Raw genomic sequence first — 14,741 nt, 5'->3', positions numbered from 1 at the left:
GAAATTGCTAACCTTTACTAAAAATACCAACAGCCGACGCCAGCGTCGGGACCCAGATAAAATAGTAAAGGCTTAAATTAACAGCAGGTTTTTCGCCAAATAAAGCGGAACACCGGATCGGGGGGGCGGCATCTCGAAGGCTAAATGAACCTGCGCTGTCGATGGCCACTGCAGCTGCGCGGCACCTTGCCAAGTCACCAGCACAGCAGCAAAAGCCAATACTAAGGACTCAGCCGCGGCAGCCTGATTATCACAACCACTACAGTGTTCGATAGTCAGCTTGTGACTACTGGGCTCAGTATGCTGGCTGCCTGGCTGGCTATGGCAAGGCGGTGTAGCAACCTGGCTAGTAGCGCTATTGTTTTGAACAGGCGCCGCCAGCGCCAGATTTTCACAAAGCATTAAGCACCAAGAAAATGCCAGGCTGATTAACAGCGGCATAATCAAGATTTTTTGGCGTTGTACCAAGGTGCTTAACATGCTTATTCGTTTCTTCCAAATCTAAGGGCGTTATAAATAACAATAGGAGCGCTTGTTGTCTATGTCAAAACCGAAGTAGCGACACAGGCGCCTTGTCAACGCCCTGCTTGTTATAGCTTAACGCTGGCCGTATTGCACTAAAAAATACCATTTAGCGCATTTTGCACTCTGGAGTAACTCCAGAGTCAAGCGTAAAGCTACGTTTGACTCTACACTTTATTCTACATCGGCAACAAAGCCTGGCCGACGATAGGCCGCTAACTGCTGCTCTAGTAGCGCAGCAAGTCGCACCAGCTCTGGCTCAGACCAGGGTAAGCCAACCACACTAAGCCCCAGTGGCAGCAAACCACTGGCGCCGCCAGGTACCGTAATAGACGGATAACCCGCCACTGCAGCGGCCGTTGAGGTGCCAAAGTTAAAACTATCACCCTTTACATGGTCAATAGGCCAGGCTGGGCCATAAGAAGGCAGAATAATAGCGCTATAGCCTTGCTGTAAATACTGGTTTAACGCCGTTTCTGCCAGGGTGCGGCTTTGTAACAACGCTTGTTCATAGGCGGCTTGCTCTGTCACTAAATCAACCGCCGCAGCCTGTATTAAATATTCTTGCCCAAAAAATGCCAACGCCTCTGCACCACGCTGCTGATTAAAATCAACGATTTTTTGTAGCGTATTCACCTTTTCCGATACCTGATAGCTGGTAAGCCACTGCTGTAAATCGCGAGCAAACTCATAAAGCAGTACTGTAAACTCCGCCTGATAGAGCTCTGCCGGTAAAGACCAATTGTCAGTTTCTACCACTTCAATGCCTGCTGCAGTAAGGGCCGCTGCCGTTTTATCCAGAATATCGGCTAAAGCCGGATCACGCTGATCATAAGCCCGCACCAACAAGACTTTACCACTATTGGCCGGCTGCAAAGCGGCGGCGGTTAACGAGGCAGGAATTTGCTGGCGCGCCTCTGGGGTTAACATGGCTTCCAGTAATAACGCCGCATCATAAACCCGTCTGGCCATAGGGCCAGCGATATCCTGCGCACTGGCAATAGGAATAATGCCTTCACCGGAAACAGCACCTCGGGTGGGTTTAATGCCGACAATGCCATTAATGGCAGCTGGGCACATGATGGAGCCATCCGTTTCAGTGCCAACCGCCAATAAGGCCAGATCCGCGGCTACTGCCACCCCAGATCCCGAGCTGGAACCACAAGGGGTATGCGTCAATAAGTGGGGGTTACGAGTTTGCCCGCCTAAAGCGGACCAACCACTGGCCGAGTTTTCACCGCGAAAGTTCGCCCACTCGGATAAATTGGTTTTTGCCAGAATAATTGCTCCTGCAGCGCGCAATTGTTGCACCAGTTCGGCATCAGACTGAGTAAGATGGCCTTCTAGCGCTAAAGCACCAGCCGTAGTAGGCAGCTGATCTGCTGTAGCGATGTTGGCTTTTAGTACCACAGGCAAACCATGCAAAGAGGAACGTATTTTTCCGGCAGCGCGCTCTTGATCCCGTTGCCGCGCCTGAGCCAATGCATCGGCATTAATATCCGTTATGGCACGCAGTTGATGGCCGTCAGTATTATGCTTTTCGATTTGCGACAAATAATAAGTGACTAACTGTTCACTACTTAGCTCACCAGCAGCAAGTGCTTGCTGCGCACCACGCGCATCCAACCAAGCTGTGTCTCTAACTACCACGGGTTCCGGCACTGCGACTGGTTTACAGCCTAATAGTAAAAATCCTAAGATTAAACAAACTACTCGCATAACATATCTCTTAAAGCTAACCTTGGTTTAGCATAATCACTAAGTGCCTTGGTGGCATGCGGTTTCGCCGCAGCCAGCTGTTATTGGTCGCAACTGACCGTAAACGGAACTTAAACTGGCATTGTTAACCAAAGACTATGCGGAATTTAACCTTTTGCTTTAAACTAAGGCCCGTTGGCCTGTGTTGGTCAAATTGTCCCTGCATTGCTTTTGATAAGGATCTTCCAATGAAAAAACTCCTATGGCTTATTCCTATTAGCCTGATCACCTTGCTACTTATTGGCTGGCTGTTGGCCAATACCATTATTAAAAGCGTAATGATTAGTGAGCTGGAGGAAGTAACTGGCGCCGAAGTAAATGTGGAGAGTGTTTCGCTGCGCCTAATGCCGGTGTCGCTACAAATCAACGGTGTGCAGTTAACCGATCCGGCCAAACCGGAATTTAACAGCCTAAGCTTTGCTAAAGCCTATGCCCGGGTGGATCCCTGGCCTGCGTTAAAAGGCTATTATATTGTGGAAGAACTGGAGATCAGCGAGCTGGCGTACGGCATTAGCAGGACAAACCCCGGTAAAGTCTATCGGGAGCCGGTACCGAACAACAATGCACTAGACTTAGCCTCGCTGTTGCAGGTAGAGATCCCAACGTCAGCGGAAATATTGGCACGTGCCAATTTACAAACTGTGCAACAAGGTGAGCAGCTCAAACAACTGGCACAAAACCAACAACAAAGGTTTAGCGAGCTGCGGCAACAACTACCTACCGCCGAAACGCTGGCAGAATTGCAGAGCAGCATCAAAGCGCTAACTGACAGCCGTATTAGCGATGCTGCCGATTTAGCTGCAAAAACTCAGCAGCTAAATACGTTACAGCAGCAGGTACGCAGCGAGCGCGATAAACTGCGTGAGCTGCAACAAAGTTTGACGCAAAGTCGCGATACGTTAAGTAACGCAGTAAAAGCCTTGCGCCAAGCCGCCGAGCAAGATTGGCAGCAACTGCAGCAACTGGCCAATATCCAGGACGGTGGCCTGGCACCGATTTTTCAAATCCTGTTAGGCGATATTTGGGCACGGGAAATTCAAAAACTGGAAGCGCTATATCAACTGGCTAAACCCTATTTACAGCAAGAAGGTGAACCCTCACCGGCGAAGCCACTGGATCCAAACCAGCCCTACCCAAATTTCTGGGTGAAAAACGCCAAACTGCATTTGCTGTTAGCCGGTACTGAAAGCACCATTACCATGCAGGACATTACCACCCAGCATCAGCTGATCAATAACGTCGCTACCCGCTTTAATTTAGATGTGGCCGGCTTACCTAAGCTCAACACCTTTAAGCTAAACGGCGATTTCGCTATTTTAGAACAGATGATTACCAACCTTAGCTGGCAGTTAGACGGTATGGCGCTAGAGAACTTAACCCTGGGCCGTGAGCAAAATGCGCTGACCTTACTGGCTGGGTTATTTAGTGCCAATGGTTCTTTAAAACTTACAGATGATAAGCTAAAGCAGCAAGCTAAGGTGCTGTTAAAAAATGCCAACTTTGAGAAAACCGGTAACCGCTATCTCGATCCGCTGGTAAACCTGCTGAATCAACAAAGTCAGGTCCCTTTTGACGTCTTGGCCGAAGGGTTAATTTCGAATCCGCAGGTGACTATTCGTTCTTCTTTAGATCGCATGCTAGGTGACGCCTTGCTTGGCGAAGCCAGACAAAAAATCGCGCAGCTGCAAAGCCAACTGCGCACTGAGTTGGATAGCCGCCTGACGCAACAACTGGGGCCACAACAAGAATGGCTAAGCCTGTTACAGCAGCAAGAAACCGATAGCAAGGCGCTGGAAGCCAAACTGGAAGAGCTGTTAGGCGCAAAAATGGGGAATCTGCAGGATCAGGTGAGAGACCGTTTACTTAACCGTTTGGGTGGCGGTTAACAACTCATCACTACTGTGCCGGTATCTCTTTGATACCGGCAGATTTACAAGAAACAGGCCCTTCATCACGAATTTTAACCAGTTATCCTGACAGCCTTACCCTTCATCATAAAATGTCTTAGGCAGACAATTTAGGGCGTTATGCTGTAAGCTAAAACAGCACGGAGGACATGTCATGAAAAAGATTTTACTTAGCAGCAGCCTGTTACTGGCCAGCTTTGGCAGCCTAGCGGAGGATTACAGCGGCCACTGGCGCGGCGTACTTGAGTTGGCGCCTGGTGCCGGCATAGTACTGGGAGTAACCCTGACTGCAGCAGATAACGGCTACCAACTGTCGCTGTTAAGCCCCAATCAACACCAGCAACCTATCCTGCCGACAAGCATGGCGCTGGAAGGCACTCACTTGAAATTTGCTGCCGACTCACTTAAGGCAAGCTTTGAAGGCAACTTTGCCGGGGAGACTCTACAAGGGTTTTTCACGCAAGGTCGTGCCATGCCCATTACCCTGACTCGCTTAACCAGCCAGGATTTAGCACGCCTAAAGCACGAACAGCAGTGGGCAGGTGATTTAGCGCTTGGTAATAACGCCAGCTTGCCGTTGGTATTAAATGTCGCAGTGGTTGCCGGCGACTATCATGTGACCCTGGATAGCCCAAAACAACAAAGCTATGGTATTCCGGTCGACCAATTTAGCGTCAGCGAAAACCAGCTTAATTTCAGCGCCAAAATGATCAACGCCAGCTATCAGGGGCAATGGCAACAAGACCAGTGGCAAGGCACCTTTGTTCAGGGCCGGGCCATGCCGCTTAATTTAAAAAAAAAGCCCTGACACCGACTGAGCCACTGACGCTACAGCAATTGCCCAGCTGGCTGAAACAAGAGTTTGGCCAGCACGGCGTTGCTATCGCACTGGTGGACGGGCAGCAGGTGCAATATCAGCTACATGGTCTGGCAGATACTGGGCAGCAACAAACTGTTAGCCCAGCGCTCAGTCAAGCCGTTAATCTAGACACCTTATTTGAAATTGGCTCGGTAACCAAACCCCTAACGGCGCTGGCGGTGCTAAGCCTGGTGCAGCAAGGGCGCTGGCAACTCGACCAGCCACTGGCACAGCAGTTTGCCCTCCCGGAACTGGCTTTACATCAGTATAATCTTACCGACTTACTGACTCATCGTAGTGGTTTGCCAAGGCTGCCAGCCAATTTACCGCTGGATGATTTACGTAACCCCTACGCCAGCTACCACGATAACCAGCTGCTTGAGGCGCTGACAATGACCGACTTTACTGAGCGCCAGTTCGCTTACTCCAACTATGGCTATGGTCTGCTGGGTTGGCTGTTGGCTACTGAGTCAAAGCAATCCTATGCTGAGCTGATGCAGCAGCGGGTATTCCAGCCACTGATGATGCCAACAGCCAGGGTGCAAATGTCGACCACAGATAACTCTGGAGTAGCTACCCCCCTACCCAAACTTGCCAACGGCTATGCGATTAACGCTGAGCAGGTGGCTAACTGGCAATTTGATAGCCTGGCGGGCGCAGGCGCGGTCGTCGCCAGTATTGAGGATATGGCGGGCATGCTAAAACAACTATTCTCAACTGCCAACACGGATCCGCTGCTGCAATTATGGCTATCACCGCTACCACTTAACGACCAACCGGCCATGACACCCGGCTGGATGCTCACTACTCAGGGCTGGTACTGGCATGCCGGCCAGACTGCCGGCTTTAGCAGTTTGGTGGTGTTTGAACCCACTCAGCAAAAAGGGCTGGTGATCCTGACCAATATGGCGCTACCTGTTACTGAACAAGGCCTGGCGTTATTTGCCGACTGGTTGGCTACGCCAGCCGAAAACCGCTCAGCACCGGAAACCCAACCATGACATTAAGCCGGCAAGCAAGTTACGCCCTATTACAATGCAGTGGCTGGGGGCTGCTATACGTTCTACTTAGCCTGGTTATTTATACCAATCCCATCTTTGTTACTATTAATCTGCTCTATGCCGCCATTTTGGTTGGCAGTACTGCGCTTGGCTCGCATTTGTTACGTAGCATCTACCGACATAAACTGCAGCAAGCTGGCGTGCTGCGTCAGGCAGCCTGCTTGCTCTTTGGTAGCATACTAATCGCTGTTATAGCAACCAGCCTGCTAGTCATAGTGTTCTTTTTGATAAGTAACACGCAATACAGCTTTCCCATCCCAGAGTCACAGCGCTGGTTTGTGATCAAAAGAATTTTCAGCAGCGACTTTGTTAGTATGCTGATTGCCATGTGGCTCTGGTCAGCGCTGTACTTTGCTGTAACCAAGGTGCGGCAACTACAGCAAACCACCGACTTACTGCAAGCCACCCAATTGGATGCTTTGCTTAACCAATTACAGCCGCATTTTTTATTTAATGCGCTAAATAATATCCGCGCGCTGATCCTGGAAGATGCGGAAAAAGCCCGCGAGATGTTAAGCATCCTGGCCGATATGCTGCGTTACAATCTGGACCCACGAGCTGGTGTTAAAGTGCCTCTGGCGCAGGAGCTGGAAGTTGTGCAGCATTATCTGGCGCTGTGCTCGATTCAGTTTGAACAACGTTTGCACTATCAACAGCAGATCCCGGATGCCTGTCTGGCCTTGGCCGTACCCAGGTTATTGCTGCAACTCTGTGTAGAGAATGCGATTAAGCATGGCATTAGCCAGCTACCGGCCGGCGGCAGCATTGCGATCAGCGCCCGGATTACCGATAATCAGTTATGTTTAACGGTTAGCAATGATGGCCAGCTTAAGCAAGATACCGGCGGCACTGGCGTGGGGCTGGCCAATATCCGGCAACGGCTTGATTTGCTATATCAGGGCCGCGCCAGCTTGCAGCTAACACAGCAACAGCAAAAGGTGCTAACCGAGATCTGTCTACCCATGGAGTCACTAGATGAAAGTATTGCTGGTTGACGATAGCCGCTTAGCCCGGCTGGAACTGCGAAATCAATTAAAACACTGTACGGATATTGAGATTGTTGGTGAAGCGGCCGATGTTAGCCAGGCATTACAACAGATCGCAGACAACAACCCGGATTTATTGCTATTGGATATTGATATGCCGGGGGCCGATGGCTTTCAGCTGCTAGAGCAACTGGCGGAGCAGAGTACGCTGCCGCATGTGATCTTTGTCACCGCCTTTGACCAATACGCACTAAAATCCTTTGATTACCACGCTACTGACTATCTGCTAAAACCTGTTACTCTACCCCGCTTACAGGCCGCGCTGGCAAAGGTGCCAGCACCCAGCCAACGCCCACAGATGACCTTGCAAAGCCAGGTTTTTCTCAAAGACGGTGACCGCTGCTATTTTGTTACGCTGGCCGATATTTACGCCTTTGAGGCGCAAGGCAACTACACCCGGGTGCACTTTGCCGCCGGTAAACCGATGATTTACCGCAATCTAAGCGCACTGGAACAAAAACTACCGGCAGACGCCTTTTTTCGGGCCAATCGCAGCTGGATTATTAATACCCAATATATCCGGCAGATCGAGCCTAACATCAGTGGCGGTTTTGAGGTCGGCCTTAGTGCCGACCTTAAGGTAGAAATTTCCCGCCGTCAGGCCAGCGCCTTTAAGCAGGGCTGGAGTTTGTAAAACTACTTGCCTGGGTTAACTTGACGCATCTTAGGCAAGAAGATCGCCAGAATGCCAAGTAAGGGTAACCAGGCGCAGAACTTAAACATCGTGATAATACTGGTCGCATCCGCCAGCGCTCCTAGCCCTGCTGCAGCGATGCCGCTAATGCCAAACATCAGCCCATAAAAAATGCCTGAAATCATCCCAATTTTGCTGGGTACCAGTTCTTGCGCAAACACGATAATAGCCGAGAAGGCAGAAGATAATACTAAACCAATCAGTACCGTTAGCACGGCAGTCCAATATAAATTGGCATAAGGCAATAGCAGCGTTAGCGGCGCTGCCCCCAGAATAGAAACCCAGATCACTTGCTTACGGCCAATTCTGTCGCCAACCGGGCCGCCAATCACAGTACCAACCGCCACCGCTGCCAGAAACAAGAATAAAAATAGCTGAGAATGTGCTATCGATACCTGAAAATGTTCAATCAGATAAAAGGTGTAGTAATTACTCAGACAAGCCATATACACATATTTTGATAACACCAATAACGCCAGCACCGACAATGCGCGACGTATTTGCTGTTTTGATAAGCCGCTATCTATATTGGCATTTTTGCGCGCACTACCCGCAGCCTGGCTACTGACTACCCAACGACTGACGCGAAGTAGCACCATAATCCCGACAATAGCAAACAAGCAAAACCAGGCGATACTGCCCTGACCACGCGGAATGATAATCAGCGCAGCGAGCAAAGGCCCCAATGCCGAGCCAGCATTACCTCCTACCTGAAAGCAAGACTGCGCCAAACCAAAACGCCCGCCCGATGCCATCCTTGCCACGCGGGAAGCCTCTGGATGAAAGGTAGAAGAACCAAGGCCAATTAGCGCTGAGGCCAACAGTAATAGCGGAAAACTGTTCACTACGGCGAGCAGCAGCAAGCCAAGTAAGGTAAAACCCATCCCCAACGGCAAGAGTGCCGGTTTCGGGTATTTGTCGGTATAAAACCCTACAGCCGGCTGTAACAAAGAAGCGGTAACCTGAAAAATCAAGGTGATCAGGCCTAGCTGCGTAAAGCTGAGCGCGTACTGGATTTTCAACATAGGGTAGATTGCAGGCAAAATCGCTTGAATCAGATCGTTGAGCAGATGCACAAAACTCACGGCACCAACGATGGGTAATACCAATTTTTCTGGACTTGGTCGTGGACGTGCTTCGCTCATGTCCTTGCCAACAGCAAGGTCAGTGGCAGATAAAGGTAGTACAGCAGACACATTATCAAGGCTTTTCATAGCAAACAGCAGACAATACTGGGAAGACGACTAGTATACCGAATAGCGAACAAGACGCGTTAAAATAACGTTGAGTAACCGCCAGCAGGAGACACATGACAGGTTATGTGAAGAGCAGTGGTAGAAAAAGAAAACCCGGTAGGCTGAGCACACCGGGTCTTACAAGGTTACAGATAACGTTACTCTTCTGCGTCGTCGTCTTCCCATTCCACGCCGTCTTCATCACCTTCAAAATAGGTGCCCCAGCCGTCGTATTCTACCTGATGTTTTTTTGCCAAGGCTTCCAGTTTAATTGCATCGGCGGTAATAGCCACACCATCTAATGATTGCTCGCAAATGGCATCAAATACCCAGGCACTGGCACCATCTTCAAACTCGACTTCTTCGGCATCGGTAACTTCATAACCCAGTTTAAACAGCTCTACCGCCAGTTTTTCCAGTTTATTAAAGTCTTTGTCGTAAAAGTGATGCTCGATGGTATAAAGCGCATCCGGATCGCTGCCATCTTCCAATAAAGCCGAGATGGTTTCGTCAGTAAATTCTTTCCAGTTTTCCATAGTATTACTCTGTTGGCTGTGTCTGCTGCGCAGTTTAGTCGTTACCAAGCTCAGCATCAAGGGTATGCATTGGCTATGGCATTTTATGGTACAGATTTTTCAGCAGCGACTAAAAGGGGCAACTACTTAGTTAAGAAGGCTGTCATGGTCGACACTACTTGTTCCTCAGTTGCAGCAAAGGCTGATACTCATACCTTGCATTTGAGAAGGCCAACATTCTGCGCTTGATAGGCTATACTTTTAAGTATACAAAACGATGACCCGCGCAACGCTTGTTAGTTTATCTTTCGCTTGTGCACTTAGGTTACGCCTGCAGTTCCTGGCAAAAAATAATGATAAAACAAATAGGAATTGTCAGATGACTGCTTTAACTACATTTATGCAAAACCTCAATGTCGGTAGCAAACTCTTTAGCGGTTCTAGTGCTAGTCTTTTTATTTTGCTGGTGACTTGTTGACATAGTTACAAGGTGGTTAAGATTCAATTTTCGCAAGGCGCAGCTCGCTTTAAGATGGCTTAAGCCGATACTGCTTCATCTAAGATTGGAACAGGTTACATGAAGGAACTACAAGATAATTTACTGCTTTCGTTATCGATGGATCCGATATTAGATAGTGGTGATAAAATGCTGGCTGAACGTGCTATTTTGCAGCGCTGTCTGGATGGTTTAAATATCGCCCGCGCCAGTATCTGGCTTTATGATACGGAGCGGGATCTGATGCAATGTCAGCAAATTTGCCCGCTAGAACTGAATGTCAGTGAGTTGCCAGCCTTAACGCGACAGCAGTTTCCGCAATACTTCGCGGCGCTGGATAAAAAGCGCGTTATTAAAGCAAGGGACGCCCGCACCGATAGCGCAACTCATGAATTTGCTGAACCCTACCTTATTCCGCTTGATATCTGGTCTATGCTAGATGTGCCGTTGCGCTATCAGGGCGAGGTTATTGGCATTATTTGCTGCGAACAGACCGGGCAAAATCGGGATTGGAGTGATGATGATGCAGGTTTTGTTGGGGTACTGTCGGATCTTTATGGCCGGGTAATGGCCGCTGCAGAGCGACAACGTTATCAACAGCAACTGGAACAAACCAATCAACGACTAGAAAGCTTAGTTAATGAGCGGACTGCACATTTACAGAACACCTTAGATCAGCTGAAACAAACTCAGCAACATTTGATTGAATCGGAAAAAATGGCGTCTTTAGGCAGTTTAGTTGCCGGCATTGCCCACGAAGTAAATACCCCCGTGGGTATCAGCCTCACCGGTATTTCACACTGTCGCTACTTATTAACGGCCTTAGTGGACAGTGTGAACTCGGGTATGCTTAGCAAGACCCAGCTTGAGCAAACTTTGGCTGAGTTACAACACTCTACGGCATTAGTCGAGCGCAACCTAAACCGCGCAGCAGAGCTCATTATTCAGTTCAAACAAAGTGCGGTTGACCAATCGCATTACGAGTTGCATCAGTTTGCAATTGATGATTATGTGCAGGCCGTGCTACAAACCTTGCTGCCATTCTGCAAACAACATCATGTAGAATTAGAGCTGATACTAAACAGCGGCCTGTCACTGCATTCTTATCCAGGAGCTATTGCACAGGTATTAACTAATTTAGTCACCAATGCCTGCATCCATGCCTTTGATCCACCACCAACCGCTGCGAAAGCGCAGATCAGGATCGAAACGCAAGCCTTAGCTGACGGACGGCTGCTATTGCAACTAACGGATAATGGCTGCGGTATCTCGCGTGAACATTTGCAGCGGATCTTCGAGCCATTTTTTACCACACGACGTGGCCGCGGGGGTACCGGGCTTGGCTTGTCTATTGTTTATAACATTGTACAAAAAAATCTTGCCGGGGAGCTGACTGTCACATCGAAACTGGGTACAGGTACCCGCTTTAGTTTAAAGCTGGCGGGCTTGTCGCCCGAGTCTTAAGTCTGTACTGTCCCTGGCTAGTTCCCACTCGGAATCCTGCTGATCAATCTTGTCGCAGCGAAGTCTGCTGCCCAGCCAGCTCCGCATCCAGTTCGCTGATCTGAGCAGCCATTTTTGTTCGCAAATCTTTAGCAAACTGCCGGATACTATGCTCTTTACTCAGCAATACCGGGGCCTGCATCTGAATAATCACCTTACCGTTATTCCAGCGATTTAACTTAAACTGTTGATGGGTAGTACTCATACAAACCGGTACTAAGGGCACATTTGCTTCCAGGGCAATATGAAAGGCGCCCATTTTAAAGGGTAGTAAACCACGACCATAACTACGGGTGCCTTCCGGGAACATCCACACCGAAATTTTTTGATTGGCAATCCGCTCAGCGGCCGCCAGCATGGTGTTTAAGGCTTTGGTTTTATCATCGCGGTCTATCAGAAAATTGCCGCTTAGCCAGTACAGCTGGCCAAAAAACGGGATATATTTCAGACTTTTTTTCCCTATGGTTACCGTACGTGGCAATACAGAACCACTTAAGGTAAACAGGTCTAAATTATTCTGATGATTAGCAATATAAACATAGGGTTCACCAATTTGAATGGCGGGATCCCGTCTTATTTCAACTTTTATGCCTAATATCCAGGAAACACTGCCGTACCACTTACTAAAAAGTGCGACGTTATTCGGGTGAAAAGGTCGACACAAACACATCAGCAAACCGGCCACGGTACTTATCAAAAAAAATAAAACCAACAAAATTAAACGTACAACAGCAATCACAACCCGCCCCTTGCAACGATGGTTTAAGCTGTCATCTTTAAAGCAGTGCTTTGCAGTCTGACAGGCAAAACCTTATCTGGTAAACCCAACTATGACAAAGGGCTCAGTATAGCGCTATTCACTCACAGGGCTGGTTTGATCACTCTGACCATTGACGATAATTTCATCAATCCGCTGCAAACCACGGGGTAACTTATTACCACGCCGGCCTCGCTCGCCTTGATAATGCAGTAAATCAGCCATTTTCAAACTGAGTTTACGTTTGCCTGCAACCAAGGTTACGCTGCCATCGACTGGTACTACGGCCAATAAACACACGTATTCTTCGCGGCTGGCAGCGCGGGCCGATGGAATGGACATTAGCTTATTACCTTTACCTTTGCTCAGTTTCGGTAACTCTGCCACAGGGAACATCAGCATGCGGCCCTCGTTTGAGATACAGAGCAACAAATCGCTTTCCGGTGCTGCAACGGGCACTGGAGGTAACACTTTTGCCCCTACCGGTAAACTCAGCACGGCTTTACCGGCCTTGTTACGACTTAGCAGATCATTAAACTCCGCTACAAAACCATAGCCCGCATCACAGGCTAGTAAGAGGGTTTGCTTTTCATCGGCAATCAGCACATGATCTATGGTTTCACCCGCAACAATGGTAAAACGGCCGCTAAGTGGCTCCCCTTGCCCGCGTGCTGAGGGTAATTCATGTGCTTCAGTGGCAAAGCTGCGCCCCGAAGAGTCGATAAAGACGGCCTGTTGATTAGAACGGCCTTTGGCCATTGCTTTATAGGCATCGCCAGCTTTATAACTCAAAGCATTACCGTCCACATCATGGCCCTTGGCACAGCGTACCCAACCTTTCTCTGATAACACCACACTAACCGCTTCACTGGGTAACAGCTCTTTTTCGCTTAACGCCTTGGCTTCTTCTCGCTGGACAATAGGACTACGACGATCGTCACCATATTTCTGGGCATCCGCCATCAATTCGTCACGAATAAGTTTCGTTAACTTCTTTTCAGATCCTAAGATGGCTTGCAGCTTGTCACGCTCTTTACTGAGTTCATCTTGCTCACCGCGAATTTTCGTTTCTTCCAACTTGGCTAAATGGCGCAGCTTTAATTCTAAAATGGCTTCAGCCTGACGCTCGGTAATACCAAAGAAAGCAATTAGCTCAGGCTTAGGTTCATCATAAGTACGGATAATCCGAATCACATCGTCGATATTCAAAAAGGCAATTAATAAACCTGCTAACACATGCAAACGGTCCAGCACTTTATCTAAGCGGTATTGCAAACGACGACGTACCGTATCACGCCTAAAGCTTAGCCACTCAGTTAGGATCTCTAATAAATTACGGACCCGCGGCCGATGATCCATCCCCAGGATATTCAAATTAACCCGGTAGCTTTTCTCAAGATCAGTGGTCGCAAACAGATGCTGCATTAATTGCTCAACATCAATCCGGTTAGAGCGCGGCACTATCACAATACGGGTAGGATTTTCATGATCAGATTCATCACGTAAGTCACTGACCATCGGTAGTTTTTTGGCCTGCATCTGGGCGGCAATTTGCTCTAGTATCTTCGCACCTGAGGTTTGATGCGGCAAAGCCGTGATCACGATATCGCCATCTTCTTGCTGATATAGCGCCCGCATTTTAATGCTGCCGCGACCGGTATTATAAATGGCAGCGATGTCAGTAGCAGAAGAGATAATTTCCGCGTCTGTTGGATAATCGGGGCCTTGCACATACTGCATTAGATCGGCATTGCTTGTTTCGGGGTTGTCTAACAGCGCAGCACAAGCGTTAACCACTTCCCGCACATTATGCGGTGGAATATCAGTGGCCATACCTACGGCAATACCGGTAATACCGTTCAGTAAAATATGGGGTAAGCGGGCAGGCAATACCTTTGGCTCTTCCAGGGTACCATCAAAGTTTGGTGTCCAATCAGTCGTGCCAGAACCGAGTTCAGATAATAATACTTCACTAAAGCGTGATAATTTCGCTTCAGTGTATCGCATCGCAGCAAAGGATTTAGGATCATCCGGTGCCCCCCAGTTACCCTGGCCGTCAACCAGTGGATAGCGGTAGGAAAAAGGCTGGGCCATCAAAACCATCGCTTCGTAACAGGCCGAATCACCATGTGGATGAAATTTACCTAAAACATCACCGACAGTACGTGCTGATTTTTTGAATTTAGCAAGGTGAGATAAGCCAAGCTCAGACATTGCATAAATAATACGACGCTGCACCGGCTTTAAACCATCACCGATATGCGGCAGGGCACGGTCCATAATGACGTACATCGAATAATTTAAATAGGCGTCTTCGGTAAAACGACGCAATGGCAATTGCTCGGTGCCATCGGCTAAAAGTACAGTTTCTGTCATGCCTTTTCCTGT

Annotated in this window: 12 protein-coding genes; 6 read left to right on the top strand and 6 right to left on the bottom strand. The window is 48.7% G+C overall.

Going from position 1 to position 14,741, the window contains the following annotated elements; genetic code table 11:
- Positions 1-72: 72 nt before the first annotated feature.
- Both IE163_RS03225 and IE163_RS03220 read right to left on the bottom strand, forming a co-directional pair.
- Positions 73-480 carry a hypothetical protein gene (locus IE163_RS03225; RefSeq protein WP_189430099.1) on the bottom strand — a complete coding sequence of 136 codons (408 nt, stop codon included), beginning with the start codon at positions 478-480 and terminating at the stop codon, positions 73-75.
- 216 nt (positions 481-696) lie between these two features.
- On the bottom strand, positions 697-2,241 hold the full coding sequence (locus IE163_RS03220) for an amidase (RefSeq protein ID WP_189430097.1): 1,545 nt from the start codon (positions 2,239-2,241) through the stop codon (positions 697-699).
- A 227-nt stretch (positions 2,242-2,468) separates the two neighbouring features.
- On the opposite strand from IE163_RS03220, the gene IE163_RS03215 reads away from it, so the two are divergent.
- From IE163_RS03215 to IE163_RS03195, 5 genes are all read left to right on the top strand, one after another.
- Positions 2,469-4,166: a TIGR03545 family protein gene (locus IE163_RS03215; RefSeq protein WP_189430095.1), complete on the top strand. Its 1,698-nt coding sequence runs from the start codon at positions 2,469-2,471 to the stop codon at positions 4,164-4,166.
- 175 nt (positions 4,167-4,341) lie between these two features.
- Entirely contained in the window at positions 4,342-4,995 is a 654-nt protein-coding gene (locus IE163_RS03210) for a hypothetical protein (protein WP_189430093.1), read from the top strand.
- Positions 4,996-5,024: 29 nt separating this feature from the next.
- On the top strand, positions 5,025-6,047 hold the full coding sequence (locus IE163_RS03205) for a serine hydrolase domain-containing protein (protein ID WP_229833409.1): 1,023 nt from the start codon (positions 5,025-5,027) through the stop codon (positions 6,045-6,047).
- Complete coding sequence (locus IE163_RS03200; RefSeq protein ID WP_189430092.1) at positions 6,044-7,102, top strand: sensor histidine kinase; 1,059 nt, start codon at positions 6,044-6,046, stop codon at positions 7,100-7,102. Before IE163_RS03205 ends, IE163_RS03200 begins: the two co-directional genes overlap by 4 nt.
- Entirely contained in the window at positions 7,083-7,787 is a 705-nt protein-coding gene (locus IE163_RS03195) for a LytR/AlgR family response regulator transcription factor (RefSeq protein WP_189430089.1), read from the top strand. Before IE163_RS03200 ends, IE163_RS03195 begins: the two co-directional genes overlap by 20 nt.
- Positions 7,788-7,789: 2 nt before the next feature.
- On the opposite strand, the gene IE163_RS03190 is transcribed toward IE163_RS03195, so the two are convergent.
- The gene (locus tag IE163_RS03190) at positions 7,790-9,061 is read right to left on the bottom strand and encodes an MFS transporter (protein WP_373297851.1); all 1,272 of its coding nucleotides are present in this window, start codon (positions 9,059-9,061) and stop codon (positions 7,790-7,792) included.
- Positions 9,062-9,240: 179 nt separating this feature from the next.
- Positions 9,241-9,618 carry a ribonuclease E inhibitor RraB gene (rraB, locus tag IE163_RS03185; protein ID WP_189430088.1) on the bottom strand — a complete coding sequence of 126 codons (378 nt, stop codon included), beginning with the start codon at positions 9,616-9,618 and terminating at the stop codon, positions 9,241-9,243.
- A 556-nt stretch (positions 9,619-10,174) separates the two neighbouring features.
- On the opposite strand from rraB, the gene IE163_RS03180 reads away from it, so the two are divergent.
- A complete protein-coding gene (locus tag IE163_RS03180) occupies positions 10,175-11,557 on the top strand; it encodes a GAF domain-containing sensor histidine kinase (RefSeq protein WP_189430086.1) in 1,383 nt (460 codons plus the stop codon).
- Positions 11,558-11,600: 43 nt separating this feature from the next.
- Here the strand turns inward: IE163_RS03180 and IE163_RS03175 are convergent, their stop codons facing one another.
- A complete protein-coding gene (locus tag IE163_RS03175) occupies positions 11,601-12,335 on the bottom strand; it encodes a 1-acylglycerol-3-phosphate O-acyltransferase (RefSeq protein ID WP_189430084.1) in 735 nt (244 codons plus the stop codon).
- 114 nt (positions 12,336-12,449) lie between these two features.
- On the bottom strand, positions 12,450-14,729 hold the full coding sequence (gene parC / locus IE163_RS03170) for a DNA topoisomerase IV subunit A (protein ID WP_189430082.1): 2,280 nt from the start codon (positions 14,727-14,729) through the stop codon (positions 12,450-12,452).
- Positions 14,730-14,741 lie beyond the last annotated feature (12 nt).

It is taken from the genome of Alishewanella longhuensis, from assembly GCF_014653435.1.
In the GTDB taxonomy this organism is placed as follows: Bacteria; Pseudomonadota; Gammaproteobacteria; order Enterobacterales; family Alteromonadaceae; genus Alishewanella; species Alishewanella longhuensis.
This window is presented reverse-complemented; position numbering and strand designations above follow the sequence as displayed.